Source organism: Aeromonas sp. S11(2024) (assembly GCF_041402345.1).
Classification (GTDB): domain Bacteria; phylum Pseudomonadota; class Gammaproteobacteria; order Enterobacterales; family Aeromonadaceae; genus Aeromonas; species Aeromonas veronii.
Window position 1 is genome coordinate 50,768 of record NZ_JBGLRC010000006.1, and the last position, 17,201, is coordinate 67,968.

Consider the following 17,201-nt stretch of genomic DNA (forward strand, 5'->3'; position numbering starts at 1 on the left):
GCCACGGTTTGAGCCCCTGACCTCGTCAGGGGCTTTTTTGTTTCTGGCTCACAGCCGCCAGCCGCACCACCAGCCGGCGACCAGCAGGGTGAGGGTGCAAAAGCCGGTTTCGATGGCACCGCCGCTGCGCAGCGGCCAGCCCGGCAGGCGGTAACGGCGCTTGATGGGCCAGAAGAGCGGAATGCCCGCCGGGGTGAGCCAGTCCCCCAGCAGATGGCTGAGGTAGCCGACGATCAGGGCATCCTTGACTCCCATGGGCAGGGTGTCCGGCGGCAGGCTCTGGTTCAGCCCCCAGACAGCGGCGGCGACCGCCAGCAGACTGTGGGTGAAGCCGCGATGGCCGAACAGCCGCGACAGAGGTTTCGAGATCCACGGCAGTCGTTGCCCCAGCACCGATTTGGGGTGGTCGAGGTCGGGCAACAGGGCGCTGGCCAGCGCGGCAGGGATGGTCTGCCACAGGCTGGCATCGGCCAGTGCCGGAGTGAGCTGCAGTTTATGGGCGATCAGGGTGCAGGTAACGGAGAAGAGCAGGTGCCCTTGGGCGGTCATGATGATTACGGCGTGGACAAGATGGCGGCGCATCTTACCAGCCTGACGGTTGTGGTCAGCTCTTATTTTAAAAATCAGGATGTTACGGCGAAAAAGCGCCCATGTTGGGCGCCTTTAGGGTCTCTTTACAGCTTGCCTTTGACCAGCCACTTGTCGAGGGCGTTGGCGAAGCGCTGTTTGTCAGCGGCATTGAAGGGGGCCGGGCCGCCGCTCTGCACGCCGGCCGAGCGCAGCTCTTCCATAAAGTTGCGCATGCCGAGCCGCGCCTTGATGGTCTCGCGGGTGTAGATCTCGCCACGGGGGTTGAGCGCCTCGCCGCCAGCATCGATCACCCAGGAGGCGAGAGGAATATCGCCGGTGATCACCAGATCGCCGGGCTGAACCTGCTGGGCGATGACATGATCTGCCACATCGAATCCCTTCTCCACCTGCTGGGTTTTGATGAAGGGCGAGGGGGGCACCCGCAACCCCTGATTGGCCACCAGGGTGGTGACGACCTGGGCGCGGTGGGCGGCGCGGTAGAGGATCTCCTTGACCGGAATGGGGCAGGCATCGGCATCAACCCAGATGGGCATGGCATGGTTTCCTGTAGTGAAAGCGGATGGAAAACGAGAGCGGGCATGTTAACACAGGCCTCCCCTTCCCGGCGCGGGGCTGAGTCGGCCCAACCTTTGGTGTAAGCTGGGGCCAGCACATGAAACGAGAAGGAGACGAGATGGATCGGGTGCCCGGTGAAGTGATTTATGCCCTGACCCTGGATGGCAAGGGTGGCATGGCGCCGCTGACGGCGGGAAGCGAAGTCCCGGCGGCACATCCCGGCTGGCTGCATCTGGATTACGGCAATCCCGATTCGGCGCGCTGGCTGTTGCAGACCCCCTTGCTAAGCGAGGCGGCCAGGGAGTCGCTGCTCGGCCAGAGCAATCGTCCCAAGCTGGTGCGGATGGGGGAGACGGTGCTGCTGATCCTGCGTGGCATCAACCACAACAAGGATCACAGGCCCGAAGAGATGGTGGCGCTGCGCATCTTCATCACCCCGGATCTCATCATCAGCAGCCGTCGTCGTCCGCTGCTCTCCGAGCAGGATGTGTTCAACCAGCTCAAGCTGGGGGGGGGCGCCGATACCCCGGCCGACTGGCTGGTGGAGATCTGCGATGCCCTGACCGATCGGGCGGGGGAGTTTGTCGAGGAGCTGCACGACAAGATCCTCGATCTGGAGGAGATGGTGCTGATGCGCGACATGCCCGCCAATGGCCGCTTGGCGCTGATCCGCAAGCAGCTCATCATGATCCGTCGTTACCTCTCCCCCCAGCGGGATCTGGTGGCACGGCTGGCCAACGAGAAGATCAGCTGGCTGGATGAGGATGATCGCCGTCGTCTGCTCGATATCGCCGATCGGCTGCGGCGCTGGCTCGATGACCTCGATGCCGGGGTGGCACGCACCGCCGTGCTGGCAGACGAGATCAACAATCTGATGGCGGAGGCGACCAACCGCCGCGCCTACCAGATGTCGGTGATGGCGCTGCTCTTTTTGCCCGCCAGCTTCCTGACCGGCCTGTTTGGCATCAACCTCGGCGGTATCCCCGGGGCCGAGAATCCGACTGCCTTCTGGGTCTTCTGTGGTTCGCTGGTGGCGCTGGCCAGCGGGCTGGCTATCTGGCTCAAACATCGGCGCTGGTGGTAAGGAGGCATAACCCATGTGGCAATCAATTGGCCTGACCCTGCTGCTGTTGCTGGGGCATACCCTGATCCGGCGGCTTATTCACAAGAGCCTGCTGGCGCTCGGTCAGAGCAGGCAGGTGAGCGAGAACCGGGTGCTCTACGTGGCCCATGTGTTCCACTTCCTGCTCGGCTGCGCCACCTTGCTGGTGCTGGCCGGGGTGTGGGGGCTCGACTTCTCCCGACTGGTGGTGCTCGCCTCCTCCTTTTTTGCGGTATTGGGGGTCGCCATGGTCGCCCAGTGGTCGATCCTCTCCAACATCACCGCCAGCATCACCATCTTCTTCGCCTTTCCCTACAAGATTGGCGACCGGATCCGCATCCTCGACAAGGATGATTCGGTCACCGGCGTCATCACCGAGATCGGCCTCTTCTATGTGCGGGTGCGTGATGACAACGGCGATCTGGTCACCTATCCAGCCAACCTGATCCTGCAAAAGCCGGTCAGGAAGCTGGAGGGCAAGGTGGCGGAACCGCTGCAACCGGAATAGAAAGCAACCGGAATAACAAAAGGCTCCCTCGGGAGCCTTTTTAGTGTGTGGTGGATGGCGCTAGCGTTCGAAGAAGCGGTAGAGGTGCTCCACCTGAACCGGGCAGTCGGCCACCTGATGCAGATGTTCGCGGGCCTGCTCGACGGTGCCGAAACTGACCGGGCAGCCGAGGGTGTCGGTCAGCTCGTAGAGGGCGCCATCCTTGCCTCTGAATTCGATGAGCCAGCCGGGAATAGCCACATCGTGGAGTATTTCAGCCTCTTGCAGGATCTGTTGCTGATAGAGCTTACGAAGTTCACTGACTGTCATGATGCTCTCCTGTGGGGAATATCCAGCTCCAGTCTATGCCTGCCCTTTATATGCGGCAACGGGATCAGCCCCGCAGGCACTGCCATGCCCAGCGGATGCGGATAAAGGTCTCTGCATTGCCGCCCCGATCCGGATGGTGCAGCAGTGCCAGCTCCCGCCAGCGGCGGCGGATCGCCTCCTGACTCGCCCCTTCATTCAACTCGAACAGGGCCAGCGCCTCGGCTTTGTGTCCCTCCCCGTCATAAGCGCGCCAGAAGCGGTTGAGCAGGGCTTCAACTTCGGCACGATCGGTCTGCCAGAACACCTGCCAGTCGAGATAGTAGCTACGCAGATTTTCGCCAAGGGCAAAGCCGTGGTTGGTTTGTAGGTTCTCGGCCAGCGGTTCGAGCCGGATATCCAGGGTGCTGATCACCAGCCACCAACCCTCTTCATAAAGCTCGGCTTGCAACTGATAGAGGGCGTTCATGATCAGGAAGTTGACCCGAAACAGCTGCAACTGCTCGTCGTCGGCCAGCCGGGGGATCTCCCCCTGCTGGCGCAGAGCCGCCATCAGTTCATGCACCTTGTAGCTGCCCGCCGCCTGTTGCAGCAGCACCAGCAGAGGGGCGATCAGCGGGTTGGCGTTCTGGTCGCTCATGGGGGGGATTCCTCCGGATGAGAGCAGTGGTGACAGCTGGGGCCACCGTACAGGCGAGGGGGCGATGAGCCAGAGTGACATCTGCCAGAGGGCGGGGCAAGACGCGGTGGCAAGGGCGGCGCAGAAAAAGACCGCCAGCAGGCGGTCATGTCATTTCATGTGGCCGGATTAGATGGGGCTCTCCTTGTGGAGCTCGCCGACACAGTCGGCCAGCGCCAGTACCAGTGCGGAGCGCACCATCTGATCGAGCCGGTTGAGCTGCATCTGGTAGAAGGCCCAATCCTCTTCGCTGGCGGGGGGCTCCAGCTTCATCATGCCACCCTGATTGACCCCGTGCAGGCGGTCGAGCAGATCGCGGATCGGCTTGTCGCTGAAGCGGTAATCCTTGGGGTCGCGCACCAGAAAGTCGCGGATCTTGATATAGGCTTCGATATCCTGATAGCGCTCGAGTGAGATGAGGCCGAGGGCGAAGATGAGCTTGAGGCGCACCTCCAGCTGGCCGAGGGGGCCGCTCTGGTTGAGCAGGGGTTCGATGGCGTATTTGACGGCATACTCCTCCTGACGGAACGCGCGTCGCATCAGGGAGTCGACCGCCTCTTCCAGGATGGTCACGGCTTCGAGAAAGAAGCCGCGGGGGCCATCCTGCTCGTTCAGTCGTTCCAGTACTTCATCTTCCTGGTGTGTGGTCATAGGTGCATTGGGTCCAGCTGACAGGGAGAGAGTGGGCCTCTCTCCCGGTTTTTATCATATGGGGCACATTCCCTTGCCATTCAAGCGCTTGGCACGCTATCAGTGGTGGCTGAATGCGCCGCAAGCAGGGTCATTACAGGGTTTCGTAACGGGCGACGATGGCGCTAACCACTTCGCTCTCTTCATCCAGTCCGGTGACGCGGGCCAGCGCTTTGGCCGGGCCAAGCTCCGCCAGCAGGGCTTGCAACTCCACCGCCTGCGGGTCATCGGCATTGCGATAGTGGAGCGCCGCGGCGATCCCCTCCTGCAGCTGCTCGTTGGGCAGGCCGTACTCCAGGGTGCCCAGCAGCGGCTTCACCAGTCGATCTCCCGCCGCCAGCTTGCGCAGCGGCTGACGACCGACCCGGTCAATCTCGTCCACCAGATAGGGGTTGGCGAAGCGGGCCAGGATCTTCTCGATGTAGGCGGCGTGCAGACGCGGGTCGAAGCCGTAGCGTTTTACCAGCACGGCACCGCTCTCCTCCATGGCGCGGCGTACCTTGCTGCGGATCACCGGATCTTCGATCGCCTCGCGCACGGTGCGGTAGCCCCGCAGTTTGCCGAGATAGGCGGTGACGATGTGGCCGGTGTTGAGGGTGAACAGCTTGCGCTCGACGAAGGCCATCAGGTTGTCGGTGGGTTCCATGCCCGCCACCTGTGGCAGCTCCCCCTTGAACTGGGTCTGGTCGACGATCCACTCGCTGAAGCTCTCTACCGTCACTTCCAGCGGATCATCGTTGGCAGCCGCGGCGGGCGGCACGATGCGATCCACCGCCGAGTCGACGAAGCCGATACAGGATTCGAGCGTGGCATGATACGCGACCGGCAGGTACTTGAGTACCTCCCGCTTGAGGTGGCTGGTGCCGCGCACCATGTTTTCACAGGCGATGACGTTCAGCGGTGTCAGGTTGCCGGCATCGAAGCGGGCTTGCAGCCCCTTGGCCAGAGTGCTGGCAATCTTGTCCAGAATGTTGGGGCCGACCGCGGTGGTGACCAGATCGGCAGTGATGATACGGGCGATCACCTCGTGACCGGCGGAGCTCACTGCTGCCACGTTACGCACCACGTCCAGCTTCTGATCTGCCCCCACCACATGGACCTTGTACTCCTGACGGTGGTTGAGCTGGTCGATCAGGGTGTCGTTGACGTCGGCGAAGGTGACCTGATGGCTGGCATCCGCCAGCACTTTACCGATAAAGCCGCGACCGATGTTACCAGCACCAAAATGCAATGTTTTCATGATATTAACCTCTTGAACCAAAGACGATGAAAGATGATTACGCAGCCTGTTCGGCACCCAGCAGATCCAGGAAGGCCTGGGGATCCGTGGTGCTGGCCAGCCGGTCGATGAGACCGGGTTCATCCAGTGCATTGGTCAGGCGGGTTATCACCTGCATGTGTTCGTCGTTGCGGGCGGCGATACCGATCACCAGCCGTGCTACCTCATCGGCAGCCTCGCCAAAGGCGACCCCGGCCGGGTACTGGCAGATGACGATGCCGGTACGCTTCACAAACTCCTTGGCGGCGATGGTGCCGTGGGGCACGGCAATGGATTCTCCGAGGTAGGTGGAGACCAGCTGTTCACGTTCCAGCATGGCGTTGACGTAGTCGGGCGCCACGTAGCCACGCTCCGCCAGCAGTCGGCCTGCGGTCAGGATTGCAGCCTCCTTGTTGTCCGCTTTCAGTCCCAGATGCACGTCATGACGGCTCAGGGTAAAGACTTCGGCTGCCTGCGGCTCGTAGCTGTCGTCGTTGGCGGCCACCAGCAGTTGCGGGTTGGCGACGTCATCGTTGGCGGCGCGGCTCAGGCTCTGTACCAGCTCCTGATAGAGGCCGTTGTCAAGGAAGTTGGTGAGCGAGATATGGTGAGCGTTCGGCGCATGGCGACGGGCCCGCTCGGTCAAATCCTTGTGAGTGATGACCCAGTCCACCTGATCGTCGAGCTGATCGATGGCGCGGTTGGTCACGCTGATATCGAGTCCGGCGGCCTGTACCCGCTTGCGCAGCATGCCGGCGCCCATGGCGCTGGAACCCATCCCCGCATCGCAGGCAACTACGATATTGCGCACTGCCATCAGTTCGCCGCCCGGCTTCTTGGCCGCTGCGGTTTCGGGCTTGCCGCCCTTCATGGCTTTCATCTTGCGAGTGGCTTCACCGAGGGCATCGGCCTCGTCGGCTTCCGGCTGCTGGGCGCGAACGAATACGGCGGCGACCAGGAAGGAGACCAGAGTGGCGCTGATGATGGAGAGGGCGACCCCGATCAGGGAGGCTTTCGGCGTCATCAACAACACTGCGAAGATGGAGCCCGGCGACGCGGGTGAGACCAGACCGGCGTTGAACAGGGTCAAGGTAAAGACCCCGGTCATGCCACCGGCGATCACCGCCAGAATGAGGCGCGGGTTCATCAGCACATACGGGAAGTAGATCTCGTGGATGCCACCGAAGAAGTGAATGATGGAGGCGCCAGCCGCGGACTGCTTGGCCGCACCACGACCGAACACCATGTAGGCCAGCAGCACGCCCATGCCCGGGCCCGGGTTCGCTTCAATCAGGAAGAAGATGGAGCTGCCGTGCTCGGTCGCCTGCTGGATCCCCAGCGGCGAGAAGATGCCGTGGTTAATGGCGTTGTTGAGGAACAGGATCTTGGCCGGTTCGACGAAGATGGAGGTGAGCGGCAGCATGTGGTTGTCCACCAAGAAGCCGACGCCACCGGCAAGCAGGCCGGAGAGCACCTTGACGAAGGGGCCAATCACGAAGAAGGCGAGGATGGCCAGCAGCATGCCGATAAGGCCGGCGGAGAAGTTGTTGACCAGCATCTCGAAGCCGCTCTTGACGCGACCGTCCATCGCCTTGTCGAAGCGCTTGATGGCCCAGCCACCGAGCGGGCCGACCATCATGGCGCCCATGAACATGGGGATGTCGGTGCCCACGATGACGCCCATGGTGGTGATGGCACCTACCACGCCGCCGCGCTCACCGCCCATCAGTTTGCCGCCGGTGTAGCCAATCAGCAGCGGCAGCAGATAGGTGATCATGGGGCCGACCAGCTTGGCCAAGGTTTCATTGGGCAGCCAGCCGGTGGGGATGAAGAGGGCGGTAATAAAGCCCCAGGCGATAAAGGCGCCTATGTTGGGCATGACCATATTGGACAGGAAGCGTCCAAAATTCTGTATCTTGACTTTGGTATCCGGTGATAACATGTCGGGACCCCGTTTTAAGCCTGTTTGATTAAAAGTGGTAGTCGGGATGGCCGGTTTTGCCGAACCGCCATCCCGGTCGTCTAAGCAACTTCAATCTACCAGCTTGCGATCAAATTAGGCTGAAAACGGGGTGTCTTGTGATCCACCTCTCAGATACCCCGTCATACCCCCTCCAGAACCAGTGACCTGCGTCACATTCACATGCTGTAATTCGGCTACATTTCGATCTTTTCTGTTTTGCATGGTCATTTTTTGTGACTCAAGTCACTAAAGTTGTTTTGTGGCTCTCTTGTTGAATGGTGACTTTTGTCACAAATTCAATTTTTGTATTCGAATGGGACAAATCACTCAATTACTCATCAGTGGGTAGTGGCGATGGATCTATCGAAATACTCCATTGCTTACCAATGAATCAATAAATTTGTAACCCGCTTTCAGTTTTTCATGATGTGTTTCAGCCGCAGAGCCGGCGCATCAACCACTCCAACGGGCCTCGCTCGAAGCGCTGATTCCAGAGATTGGCAAACAGCAGCGCCGCCAGGGCGAAGAGGCTGGCGGCCAGCACCACCTCGGGCAGATCCTGCCCCTGCAGCCAGCCGAGCGCCTCCAGCGTCCCCATGCCAAGCATGATATGGGCCAGATAGAGGGTCAGGGTTTGCCGGCCGACTGGCAGCCAAACTCGCCACCAGTGGGCCTCGGGCAGGGCGCGCCCCAGCCAGAGGCAGAGTGCGATCAGGGTGCTGGCCGCTCCCATGCCGAACAACAGATATAGCGGCACCGGGGGAATGGGTTGGGTCGTCAGCAGTGGCGCCAGCTCGAGGTTAGATAAGAGGGTCGATAACCAGAGTGACAGCCCCTTGGCCAGCGCCATGGCACTTACCCCACCAGCCAGTAGCCACCGCTGGGTGGCAGGGTTGGCCAGAGATTGGCGGCTCAGCCAGAGGCCGTAGAGCAGAAAGCCCAGCCAAGGCACCACCGGGTGCCAGCCGTTAAACAGCAGATTGCGGATGAAGCCGGCCAGGGTCCAGAACTCGGGATAGCTGAAGTTTTGCCACTGCCAGCCCCGATCGTAATCGAGCAGGAACAGCAGGCCGACAAAGGTCGCCGCCAGCAGCGGTATAAGGGCTAGCAGCCAAGGGGAGGGAAGCCTGAGACAGCAGGCCCCTAGCAGAAAGTAGACGGCGTAGTAGTGGATGATGTCGGCTGGAAACACCAAGTAGTTGAGCAGGCCCAAGATCAGCAGGAATAGCGCCCGCCTGGCGGTGTGGGTCATGGCTGCCGGCCATGCCAGCTTGCGGGTTGACAGCCCCAGCCCAATGCCAGCCAGCACCACGAAGCTGGCGGCAGAACGGCCCTCCAGCGCATCCAGTATGGCTTTGAGCCAGTCAGGTCCGCCGGTCAAGACTCCCATGGCTATGCGAAAGTTCACCAGTACCATGCCGAGCAGGGCCATGGCGCGGGCCAGATCCAGTCCCTCCAGTCTATTGGATGACGAAGTCATGATTGGTTTGCCTCGCAGAAGATGAATCCATGGCTCAGTTGGCTGGCCCCAGCAGCAGGTCCAGCAGCTGTGGCAGTCGCTGCGCCGCTGAGGGCTGACCCGGATGGAGAAGAAGTGCATCGCGCAGAGCCTGCCCTTCCAGCCCGTCCAGCAGCAGTTGGCTGGTGAGAGTGGGGTCCAGTCTTGCCTCCAGACATCCCTCCTGCTGTCCCCGCCGTATCGTACTGGCAAGGGCATCGCAGATCTGACGCTGGTTGCTGGCGAAGGTGGCTGCCATCTCGGGGTGGCGGGTCAGCTCGGCCAGGATTTCGGTGCCGAGCAGCAGATTCTCCGGTGTCTGCGACCAAGCGAGATAGCCGATTGCAAAGCGGGCCAGTGCCGTGCGGGCGGAGCCCTGATCTAGCTCATCCAACAGGGGTTGCAACTCGCCGGCTTCCAGCGAAGCGATCAGAGCGATCAGCTCCTCTTTGCGGGCGAAGTGGTTATAGAGGTTGCCCAGACTAACCCCTGCGGCGGTGGCTATGTCGCGCATCCCTGTCTGGTGGAAGCCTCGCTCGATGAAGCAGCCGAGGGCTGCCTGAATGATCAGTTCTCGCCGCTGCTCTAAACGGAAGTGATTAATGGGCATGGGCTGCGTCTCTCAGTCGAATGTCTTTGAGCGAACGTTCGTTCATTTTGTGGTGAAATTCACCTTATTCCTGGTGTGATCAATAAGCAAGCCATTATTGGCCAAGAAGGGGGAAAACTGGCTGGTTGGCAGACATCGGTGCAAGCTATCCCGGCGAACTGCTACTGCTCTTCCCGGAAAAGCCAAGTTGGTCAACGTCATGATCATTACGGCGGGGACTTTATGAGTCTCTGTTCGTGGGGCAGCTCACGCCTCAAATCGCTCGCCTGTTGGCTCAAAGGATCTGAGAGCGGAGACATCGTCTTCCGGTTGGCTATGAAAAGTCCGCAGGGTTGCGGCCTTATGACTATTTTTGCTGCTTGCTGATTGTTATGGGAGGAAAAATGTCGGGTGTGATTGCGCGGCTGATGTTCGGGGCGCTTGCTTGCCGCACAGGGCTGATAGCAGATAAAAACAAACCGCCAGCAGGCGGTTTGTCGGTTTTTGCGATCTGAGCCCTGTCGGGGCTGCGGCTTAGTAGAAGCTTGCATCCTCGGGGGAGGGGCGGGTCTTGAAGCGGCGATGGAGCCACATGTACTGCTCCGGCGCCTTGCGCACCGCGGCTTCAATCTCGCGGTTGGCGCGAGCCGCATCGACCATGTCATCCCCACTCGGGTAGTCGGCGAGGGGCGCCCCGATATGGAGGGTGTAACCCTCGCTGGTGCGGATGTTGTAGCAGGGCAGGGTGACGGTGTTCTTCACCCGCGCCAGAGTGGCGGTGCCGGTGATGGTGGCCGCCTGCTCCACCGCGAAGTAGGGCACGAACACGCTGGCGTGGGAGCCATAGTCGTGATCCGGCGCGTACCAGAGGGCGTCACCGTTGCGCAGCGCCTTGATCATCCCCTTCACGTCCATCCGGTCTACCAGATATTTGTTGGAGGCGCAGCGACCGTGATACTGGGCATACTCCAGCACCGGGTTGGTGTTGGGGCGATAGACGCCGACCCCTGGCCGTACCAGACCGAAACAGCGGGCGTTGAGTTCCAGCGTCAGGAAGTGGCAGGAGAGCAGCAGCATGCCCTGACCTTTTTCCATGGCGGCAATGACATGCTCTTCCCCTTCCACCTTCATCAGGTTGCGCATCCGCCAGTCCGGCCAGAACCAGGCGATACCCACCTCGAATACGGCGCAGCCCACGCTCTCGAAGTTTTGCTTGAGCAGCTTCTCGCGCTCGGCCAGAGTCAGCTCCGGCATCGCCAGCTCCAGATTGCGACGGGCAATCTTCACCCGTGACTTGAGCACTTTGGCGGCAAGCTGACCGAGCTGACGACCCAGCCACATCTGGCTGCGCCACGGCAGCAGGGTCAGCAGCCAGAGCAGGCCGAGGCCGAACCAGCTGGCCCAGTAACGGGGATGAAACAGGCGGGGCTCCAGGCGAGGAGCGTTGTCGTGGGCCATGGCTAATCTCTTGTTCGCAAACACAATCGGGGGATTCTAGCCGAAAAGGGGGGGCGGGGGCGAATGGCTGTGTGCTGGTCAGAGGGGTAGCCTGCGTCCGGTTAGCGTGACAGCGGCGGCAACCGCGGTCGGCTTTTTCTACACCGGATAAAAGAGTGTGATAAAATCGCCCGCTGATTTTTCAGGTTTTGAGAGTCGATACAGATGAAGATCACCCTGCCCGATTTTGAAAAAGCCCGCGTTCTGGTCGTTGGCGATGTCATGTTGGACCGTTACTGGCATGGCCCTACCGGTCGGATCTCCCCCGAGGCGCCGGTGCCCGTGGTCAAGGTTGAACACATTGAGGAGCGTCCCGGTGGCGCGGCCAACGTGGCCCTCAACTCCGCCGCCCTTGGCGCTCACGCTGTGCTGCTTGGCCTGACCGGTCAGGACGAGGCTGCCGATGCTTTGGCTGGCCAGATGGCTGGCGTCAAGGTTGCCTGTGATTTCGTTCGTCTGGCCGACTTCCCGACTATCACCAAGCTGCGGGTGCTGTCACGCAACCAGCAGCTGCTGCGTCTGGACTTTGAAGAGCCCTTCCACTCCGTCGATGCCACCCTGCTGATGAGCAAGGTCGAGCAGGCGCTGCCTAATAGCGACGTGATGATCCTCTCCGACTACGGCAAGGGGGCTCTCAACGACGTGCCCGGCATGATCCAGCGCGCCCGAGCCGCGGGTATTCCGGTGCTGGTCGACCCCAAGGGGACCGACTTCGAGAAGTATCGCGGTGCCACTCTGCTGACCCCCAACATGTCCGAGTTCGAGGCTGTGGTAGGCAAGGTGAAGAGCGAAGAGGAGCTGGTCGCCAAGGGGCTGGATCTGGTCAAGCGTTTCGAGCTGGATGCCCTGCTGGTCACCCGTTCCGAGAACGGCATGACCCTGATCCGCGAAGGTCAGCCGGAGCTGCATCTGCCGGCTCAGGCCCACGAGGTTTATGATGTGACCGGTGCCGGTGATACCGTCATCTCCACTCTGGCCACCTCGCTGGCGGCAGGCAAGAGCCTGGACGAAGCCTGCGCACTGGCCAATACCGCTGCCGGTATCGTGGTCGGCAAGCTGGGTACCTCTACCGTGAGTCCGGTCGAGCTGGCCAACGCCCTCTATACCGAGCAGGAGACCGGCTTCGGCGTCATGTCCGAAGCCCAGCTGAAAGTGGCGGTTCGTGCCGCCCGTCTGCGTGGCGAGAAGGTGGTGATGACCAACGGTTGCTTCGACATCCTGCATGCCGGTCACGTCTCCTATCTGGCCAACGCCGGCAAGCTGGGGGATCGTCTGATCGTGGCGGTCAATACCGACGAGTCGGTTCGCCGTCTGAAAGGGCCGGGTCGTCCGGTCAACCCGACCGAGCGCCGCATGGCGGTGCTGGCTGCGCTGGGCGCGGTGGACTGGGTAGTGCCGTTTGGTGAAGATACCCCGCAGCGCCTGATCGCCGAGATCCTGCCCGATCTGCTGGTGAAGGGCGGTGACTACAAGCCGGAAGATATCGCCGGTTACGCCGAAGTGACTGCCAATGGCGGTGAGGTGCGCGTTCTCAACTTCGAGGATGGCTGCTCCACCACCGACATCATCAAGACGATCCGCGAGCGCGGCTAACGTTCTGCTGGCCCCGCAATCTGGCGGGGCTCACTATCGGCGGCTGCAAGCCGACCGAAATACGGATAACAAAAAGGCGACCTTGCGGTCGCCTTTTTCATGCACGATAGCGGCTATCAGCCTTTGGCTTTTGCCGTGGCAGGCATCAGACCCTGGTTCACTTCCACCAGATCCTGCGCTTCCAGCACACCGGCAGCCTGCTTCAGGCTCAGGATATTGAGGATATAGTTGTAACGGGCTTCGGAGAGCTTTTGCTTGGCGCTATATAGCTTTTTGGTTGAGTCCAGTACGTCGACGATGGTACGGGTACCCACTTCGTAACCGGCTTCGGTCGCCTTCAGGGCGCTGTCGGCGGAGACCACTGACTGGCTGTAGGCGCGAACCGAGCCGATGCTGGCGTTCACGTTGTTGTAGGAGGAGCGCACTGTGCTCTGCACCGAGCGGAAGTTCTTCTCCAGCAGTTCGCTGGCCGCCACGTAGTCGTACTGAGCCTGCTTCACCTTGGAGCTGGTGGCGCCACCACTGTAAATCGGCAGCTTGAAGGTCAGGCCGATATTGGCCTGATTGTCATTGCCACCGCTCTGAATGCTATCAAGCTTGTAATCGGTATTGCTGGTCTGCAGTCCGGCATCCAGATCCAGCGTCGGCTCATGACCGGTTTTGGCCAGATCGATCCGCTCCTTGGCAATGTCCTTACTGATGCGGGCACTGTGCAGTTGCAGGTTTTTGTCCAGCGCCAGCTCCAGCCACTTGTCGGAGCCGAAAGCGGTCTTCTGCGGGCTGAAACGATCGGTGTTCAGCACGTCCAGATTGCGGTGATCGATACCGGTCAGCTCGCGCAGGGTCTCATAGCTGTTGTCCAGCTCGTTCTCGGCATTGATCTCGTCAGCCAGCGCTTGGTCACGGGAGGCTTCCGCTTCATGGACGTCGGTGATGGCGGTCAGGCCCACTTCGAAACGCTGCTGGGTTTGCTCCAGCTGACGTTCTACCGCAACCTTGTTGGCACGGACGAACTCCAGGGTATCCATCGCCTTGAGCACATCAAAGTAGGCTTTGGCGGTGCGCACCATCAGGTTCTGGATTTCGAGGTTGTAGGCTACGTCATTCTGGGTTGCACTCTTCTCGGAGATATCCAGATTGACCCAGTTACTGCGACGATAGATGGATTGATCCAGTGAAAGTGAACCGGAGGCTCTGTTGTTGGTCTGGGTATCGTTTTCGTTTTGCAGGTACTTCAGGTCAGCACCCAGATTGATCTGGGGCAGCAGGGCTGCACGGGATTCATTGATCTGCTCGAAGGCTTTATCGCGAACGGCTTTGGACTGCAGCAACTGCGGGTCTTTGATCTGGGCTTGCTGGTAGATGTCGAGCAGGTTTTCGGCATGGGCACCGGCACTGACGCCCAGCAACACCATGACTGACAAAAGTGTTCTTTTCATAGATCGTTTTAACCTTATGTAGTAACCCAAACTGGTTGCTGGAGAGGCAAATATTGTCACCGACCAAGCTTGATTGCAGCTTAATCACTCTACTATAAGCAAAATTTAATGCTAAGAGTCTCAGGTCCGGTGACGGGAACGTCAAGAACCGGACGCAGTTTTCTCCCCGCGCGCCTAGCCAAATGGTCTGTGGCTGCTAAAATCCACCCCTCATTACCATGGCACGCCGAGTGAATGAACGTTCATTCATGTTCCTCGGATTTTATGGTCAAACTGATACAAGTCAAGCTGACGGGAGCCCCGGATGTCGCAGCAACCCTTGCCGCAAGATCGGCATTACGCCGCCGATGATGTGAAAATCATTGAAAAATCAGCTGTATATAACGGCTTCTTCAAGGTGAATGTCTATCGTTTGCAGCATCGGTTATTTGCTGGTGGCTGGAATCAGCCCATCGTGCGCGAGCTGTTCGAGCGGGGCCATGCTGCCGCGCTGCTTCCCTACGATCCGGAGCGCGACCAGATAGTGCTGGTGGAGCAGTTCCGCATCGGCGCCATGGAGACCAGCCCGACCCCCTGGCTGCTGGAGCTGGTGGCCGGCATTATCGACGAAGGTGAGACCGCCGAGGCGGTGGTGCGTCGCGAAGCGGTGGAAGAGGCCGGTATCGAGGTGGCCCGCTGCGAGCATGCCATCAGCTATCTGGTGAGCCCGGGCGGCAGCACCGAGCGGATCGAGGTCTTTGTGGGCGAGGTGGATGCCAGCAAGGCCGAGGGGCTGCACGGGCTGGCGGATGAAGGCGAGGATATCCGGGTGCACGTGGTGAGCCGCGAACAGGCCTACGCCTGGCTCAAAGAGGGACGCATCGACAATGCGGCCTCGGTCATCGCCCTGCAGTGGCTGGCCCTCAACCACGGCGAGCTGCGTGCCCGCTGGCTGGCGGCTCGCTGAGGTGGCGCTGACCCTGCAACAGAGCAGGCGCTATGTGCCTGACCTGATGTCCTTGCAGCGTACCTGCGAGGTCAATTACATGGCGTTGATGAAACTGCTGCCGCCAGATGGGGAAGTCGGGGCCGAGCGCCGCTATCGGGTTGGCAACGATCTGCAGTTCCAGCTCACCATCATTGGCGAGAGTCGCTTCACCAATCAGGTGATCCTGAGCCAGCACAACCCCGAATTGCCCGAATATTTACAAGCTCAGATAGAGATTCGTTTGTATCATGATGTGCGGATGGCGGAAGTGTGTGCAGCGCAACAGATTTCCCGTTTGCAACCACGTTATGATTATCCCAATAAAAAGATGCACCAGCGGGACGAAAAGGAGCAGGTAAATCTGTTTCTGGCCGAATGGCTAAAATTTTGTCTCAGACATGGTACCAGCCCGATCAATATCTCCAGTTGAACAAATAAAAAGAAGCGTGATTTTGGAAACAGAGCTCCCCCAGGCGCAGGACGGCAGTGTGCGCCTGTTGCAAATTACCGACACCCACCTCTTCGCGAGTGCCGAAGGGCGGCTGTTGGCTGTGCGCACCGCAGAGAGTCTGGCCGCCGTGCTGGAACAGGTGCAGGCCAATGAACACCCCTACGAGGTGATTCTGGCGACCGGCGATCTGTCGCAGGATCACAGCCCGGAATCCTATCAGCGTTTCGCCTCCATGATGGCGCCCCTTGGCCGCCCCATCTACTGGCTGCCTGGCAATCACGATGACAGCCCGCTGATGACCGAATATCTCCATGCCGCCGGGATCAGCGAATCCAAGCAGCTGGTGGGCGACCACTGGCAGGTGATCCTGCTCGACACCCAGGTGCGCGGCAAACCCCACGGCATGATTGGCGATCACCAGCTGGCCGCCCTCGACCGCGCCCTGCGCCAATATCCTGATCGCCACGCTCTTATCACCCTGCACCATCAGGCGGTGCCGGTGGGTTGCGCCTGGCTGGATCAGCACAATCTCAAGAATGCCGATGACCTGTTCGCCGTGCTGGCTCGTCATCCGCAGCAGAAGACCATCCTGTTTGGCCACGTCCATCAGGAGTTTGACGAGGTGCACCGCGGGGTGCGGCTGATTGCCAGCCCCTCCACCTGCATTCAGTTCAAACCGCTCTCTGATGGCTTCGCGCTGGATGAATCCGGACCGGGCTGGCGCTATCTCACCCTCTATCCGGATGGGCGGGTGGCCAGTGAGGTGTGGCGCCTGCCGGTGGGGCAGTTTGTGCCCGACCCCAACGCCACCGGTTATTGAGGAGAGCATTTCATGAGGTCGGTTCTCCTTTATCTGCACGGTTTCAATTCCTCACCCGGTTCCGCCAAGGCCCAGCAGATGGCTGCCTGGGTGGCCGCCAACCGGCCCGACATCGAAGTGATCATTCCGGCCCAGCCCAATACGCCAGCGGCGGCCTGGGCGGCTATCGAGCAGACCATCGCCTATCTGCAGGGTCGTTATGGTAGTGAATTCAAACTCGGCGCCGTGGGCAGCTCCCTCGGTGGCTTTATGGCGACCCGGGTGAGCGAGCAGTACGGTTGCCGCGCGGCACTGATCAATCCGGCGGTGCGCCCGCACGAGCTGCTCTGTGACTACCTCGGCCCCCAGACCAATCCCTATACCGGGGAGCAGTATGTACTGCTGCCTCAACATATGGACGAGCTGCGGGCACTGGCGGTACCGGTGGCGGCGCCGGAGCGACTCTGGGTGCTGCAACAGCAGGGGGATGAGGTGCTCGACTATCGCAAGGCGCTGGATGAATACCGCTTTGCCCGCCTCTCGCTGGAGTGCGGCGGCAACCACGCCTTTGTCGCGTTCGAGCGTTACCCCGCCCAGATCATCCGTTTCCTCGGGTTATAGTCAGGTTTGAGTCAATAAGGACGGTCTCGCCCTGCTTGTTCTTCTCCAGATCAAGCTTTCGGTGCGGGGAGTTTGTTCTACCCCCGCCTAGCAGT

General features: G+C 60.6%; 18 protein-coding genes. 7 read left to right on the forward strand and 11 right to left on the reverse strand.

Annotated elements, in window-relative coordinates:
* Nucleotides 1-48 precede the first annotated feature (48 nt).
* On the reverse strand, nt 49-549 hold the full coding sequence (locus tag ACB040_RS07385; protein ID WP_041234360.1) for a metal-dependent hydrolase: 501 nt from the start codon (nt 547-549) through the stop codon (nt 49-51).
* Nucleotides 550-674: 125 nt separating this feature from the next.
* Nucleotides 675-1,124, reverse strand: coding sequence for a YaiI/YqxD family protein (locus ACB040_RS07390; RefSeq protein WP_371154002.1), 450 nt, complete (start codon nt 1,122-1,124; stop codon nt 675-677).
* 140 nt (nt 1,125-1,264) lie between these two features.
* On the opposite strand from ACB040_RS07390, the gene zntB reads away from it, so the two are divergent.
* Complete coding sequence (gene zntB / locus ACB040_RS07395; protein ID WP_005341467.1) at nt 1,265-2,230, forward strand: zinc transporter ZntB; 966 nt, start codon at nt 1,265-1,267, stop codon at nt 2,228-2,230.
* A gap of 13 nt (nt 2,231-2,243) precedes the next feature.
* Nucleotides 2,244-2,756: a mechanosensitive ion channel domain-containing protein gene (locus ACB040_RS07400; protein WP_005354921.1), complete on the forward strand. Its 513-nt coding sequence runs from the start codon at nt 2,244-2,246 to the stop codon at nt 2,754-2,756.
* Between the two features lie 60 nt (nt 2,757-2,816).
* Here ACB040_RS07400 and ACB040_RS07405 read toward each other — a convergent pair whose 3' ends face one another.
* The 8 genes from ACB040_RS07405 to lpxL all read right to left on the reverse strand — a co-directional run bounded on the left by ACB040_RS07405 (nt 2,817) and on the right by lpxL (nt 11,197).
* Nucleotides 2,817-3,065: a hypothetical protein gene (locus ACB040_RS07405; RefSeq protein WP_005363113.1), complete on the reverse strand. Its 249-nt coding sequence runs from the start codon at nt 3,063-3,065 to the stop codon at nt 2,817-2,819.
* Between the two features lie 64 nt (nt 3,066-3,129).
* Complete coding sequence (locus ACB040_RS07410) at nt 3,130-3,702, reverse strand: DNA-J related domain-containing protein (protein WP_338772677.1); 573 nt, start codon at nt 3,700-3,702, stop codon at nt 3,130-3,132.
* A gap of 168 nt (nt 3,703-3,870) precedes the next feature.
* Nucleotides 3,871-4,392, reverse strand: a complete 522-nt coding sequence (locus ACB040_RS07415; RefSeq protein WP_005335907.1) for an MltR family transcriptional regulator — start codon at nt 4,390-4,392, stop codon at nt 3,871-3,873.
* 133 nt (nt 4,393-4,525) lie between these two features.
* Nucleotides 4,526-5,671 (reverse strand): mannitol-1-phosphate 5-dehydrogenase, encoded by a 1,146-nt coding sequence (locus ACB040_RS07420; protein ID WP_168797185.1) that lies wholly within the window; start codon nt 5,669-5,671, stop codon nt 4,526-4,528.
* Between the two features lie 37 nt (nt 5,672-5,708).
* Nucleotides 5,709-7,631 (reverse strand): PTS mannitol transporter subunit IICBA, encoded by a 1,923-nt coding sequence (locus tag ACB040_RS07425; RefSeq protein ID WP_076493337.1) that lies wholly within the window; start codon nt 7,629-7,631, stop codon nt 5,709-5,711.
* 454 nt (nt 7,632-8,085) lie between these two features.
* On the reverse strand, nt 8,086-9,132 hold the full coding sequence (locus tag ACB040_RS07430; protein ID WP_338772672.1) for a heparan-alpha-glucosaminide N-acetyltransferase domain-containing protein: 1,047 nt from the start codon (nt 9,130-9,132) through the stop codon (nt 8,086-8,088).
* A gap of 34 nt (nt 9,133-9,166) precedes the next feature.
* Nucleotides 9,167-9,760, reverse strand: coding sequence for a TetR/AcrR family transcriptional regulator (locus ACB040_RS07435; protein WP_338772670.1), 594 nt, complete (start codon nt 9,758-9,760; stop codon nt 9,167-9,169).
* Between the two features lie 513 nt (nt 9,761-10,273).
* Entirely contained in the window at nt 10,274-11,197 is a 924-nt protein-coding gene (gene lpxL / locus ACB040_RS07440) for an LpxL/LpxP family Kdo(2)-lipid IV(A) lauroyl/palmitoleoyl acyltransferase (protein ID WP_270659191.1), read from the reverse strand.
* 204 nt (nt 11,198-11,401) lie between these two features.
* Here lpxL and hldE point away from each other — a divergent pair, with 204 nt between their 5' ends.
* Nucleotides 11,402-12,829, forward strand: coding sequence for a bifunctional D-glycero-beta-D-manno-heptose-7-phosphate kinase/D-glycero-beta-D-manno-heptose 1-phosphate adenylyltransferase HldE (hldE, locus tag ACB040_RS07445; protein ID WP_005335903.1), 1,428 nt, complete (start codon nt 11,402-11,404; stop codon nt 12,827-12,829).
* A 116-nt stretch (nt 12,830-12,945) separates the two neighbouring features.
* Here the strand turns inward: hldE and tolC are convergent, their stop codons facing one another.
* Complete coding sequence (gene tolC / locus ACB040_RS07450; RefSeq protein ID WP_236297687.1) at nt 12,946-14,268, reverse strand: outer membrane channel protein TolC; 1,323 nt, start codon at nt 14,266-14,268, stop codon at nt 12,946-12,948.
* A 304-nt stretch (nt 14,269-14,572) separates the two neighbouring features.
* Between tolC and nudF the strand changes: the two genes are divergently transcribed.
* Genes nudF through ACB040_RS07470 form a run of 4 tightly spaced genes read left to right on the forward strand, consistent with a single transcriptional unit; the run spans nt 14,573 to nt 17,106 of the window.
* Nucleotides 14,573-15,214, forward strand: a complete 642-nt coding sequence (gene nudF / locus ACB040_RS07455) for an ADP-ribose diphosphatase (RefSeq protein ID WP_270659198.1) — start codon at nt 14,573-14,575, stop codon at nt 15,212-15,214.
* Nucleotides 15,215-15,260: 46 nt separating this feature from the next.
* A complete protein-coding gene (locus ACB040_RS07460; protein ID WP_202411252.1) occupies nt 15,261-15,665 on the forward strand; it encodes a DUF1249 domain-containing protein in 405 nt (134 codons plus the stop codon).
* Between the two features lie 22 nt (nt 15,666-15,687).
* Nucleotides 15,688-16,506 (forward strand): 3',5'-cyclic-AMP phosphodiesterase, encoded by an 819-nt coding sequence (gene cpdA, locus ACB040_RS07465; protein ID WP_041202814.1) that lies wholly within the window; start codon nt 15,688-15,690, stop codon nt 16,504-16,506.
* Nucleotides 16,507-16,518: 12 nt separating this feature from the next.
* Nucleotides 16,519-17,106 carry a YqiA/YcfP family alpha/beta fold hydrolase gene (locus tag ACB040_RS07470; protein WP_270659200.1) on the forward strand — a complete coding sequence of 196 codons (588 nt, stop codon included), beginning with the start codon at nt 16,519-16,521 and terminating at the stop codon, nt 17,104-17,106.
* Nucleotides 17,107-17,201: the final 95 nt, after the last annotated feature.

Coding starts and splice junctions, on each gene's coding strand:
- lpxL (WP_270659191.1), bottom strand. CDS start 11,197: ATGGCCCACGACAACGCTCCTCGCCTGGAGCCCCGCCTGTTTCATCCC.
- ACB040_RS07405 (WP_005363113.1), bottom strand. CDS start 3,065: ATGACAGTCAGTGAACTTCGTAAGCTCTATCAGCAACAGATCCTGCAA.
- ACB040_RS07385 (WP_041234360.1), bottom strand. CDS start 549: ATGACCGCCCAAGGGCACCTGCTCTTCTCCGTTACCTGCACCCTGATC.
- ACB040_RS07430 (WP_338772672.1), bottom strand. CDS start 9,132: ATGACTTCGTCATCCAATAGACTGGAGGGACTGGATCTGGCCCGCGCC.
- ACB040_RS07390 (WP_371154002.1), bottom strand. CDS start 1,124: ATGCCCATCTGGGTTGATGCCGATGCCTGCCCCATTCCGGTCAAGGAG.
- ACB040_RS07470 (WP_270659200.1), top strand. CDS start 16,519: ATGAGGTCGGTTCTCCTTTATCTGCACGGTTTCAATTCCTCACCCGGT.
- ACB040_RS07415 (WP_005335907.1), bottom strand. CDS start 4,392: ATGACCACACACCAGGAAGATGAAGTACTGGAACGACTGAACGAGCAG.
- nudF (WP_270659198.1), top strand. CDS start 14,573: ATGTCGCAGCAACCCTTGCCGCAAGATCGGCATTACGCCGCCGATGAT.
- ACB040_RS07410 (WP_338772677.1), bottom strand. CDS start 3,702: ATGAGCGACCAGAACGCCAACCCGCTGATCGCCCCTCTGCTGGTGCTG.
- ACB040_RS07460 (WP_202411252.1), top strand. CDS start 15,261: ATGTCCTTGCAGCGTACCTGCGAGGTCAATTACATGGCGTTGATGAAA.
- ACB040_RS07420 (WP_168797185.1), bottom strand. CDS start 5,671: ATGAAAACATTGCATTTTGGTGCTGGTAACATCGGTCGCGGCTTTATC.
- ACB040_RS07425 (WP_076493337.1), bottom strand. CDS start 7,631: ATGTTATCACCGGATACCAAAGTCAAGATACAGAATTTTGGACGCTTC.
- tolC (WP_236297687.1), bottom strand. CDS start 14,268: ATGAAAAGAACACTTTTGTCAGTCATGGTGTTGCTGGGCGTCAGTGCC.
- hldE (WP_005335903.1), top strand. CDS start 11,402: ATGAAGATCACCCTGCCCGATTTTGAAAAAGCCCGCGTTCTGGTCGTT.
- ACB040_RS07435 (WP_338772670.1), bottom strand. CDS start 9,760: ATGCCCATTAATCACTTCCGTTTAGAGCAGCGGCGAGAACTGATCATT.
- ACB040_RS07400 (WP_005354921.1), top strand. CDS start 2,244: ATGTGGCAATCAATTGGCCTGACCCTGCTGCTGTTGCTGGGGCATACC.
- zntB (WP_005341467.1), top strand. CDS start 1,265: ATGGATCGGGTGCCCGGTGAAGTGATTTATGCCCTGACCCTGGATGGC.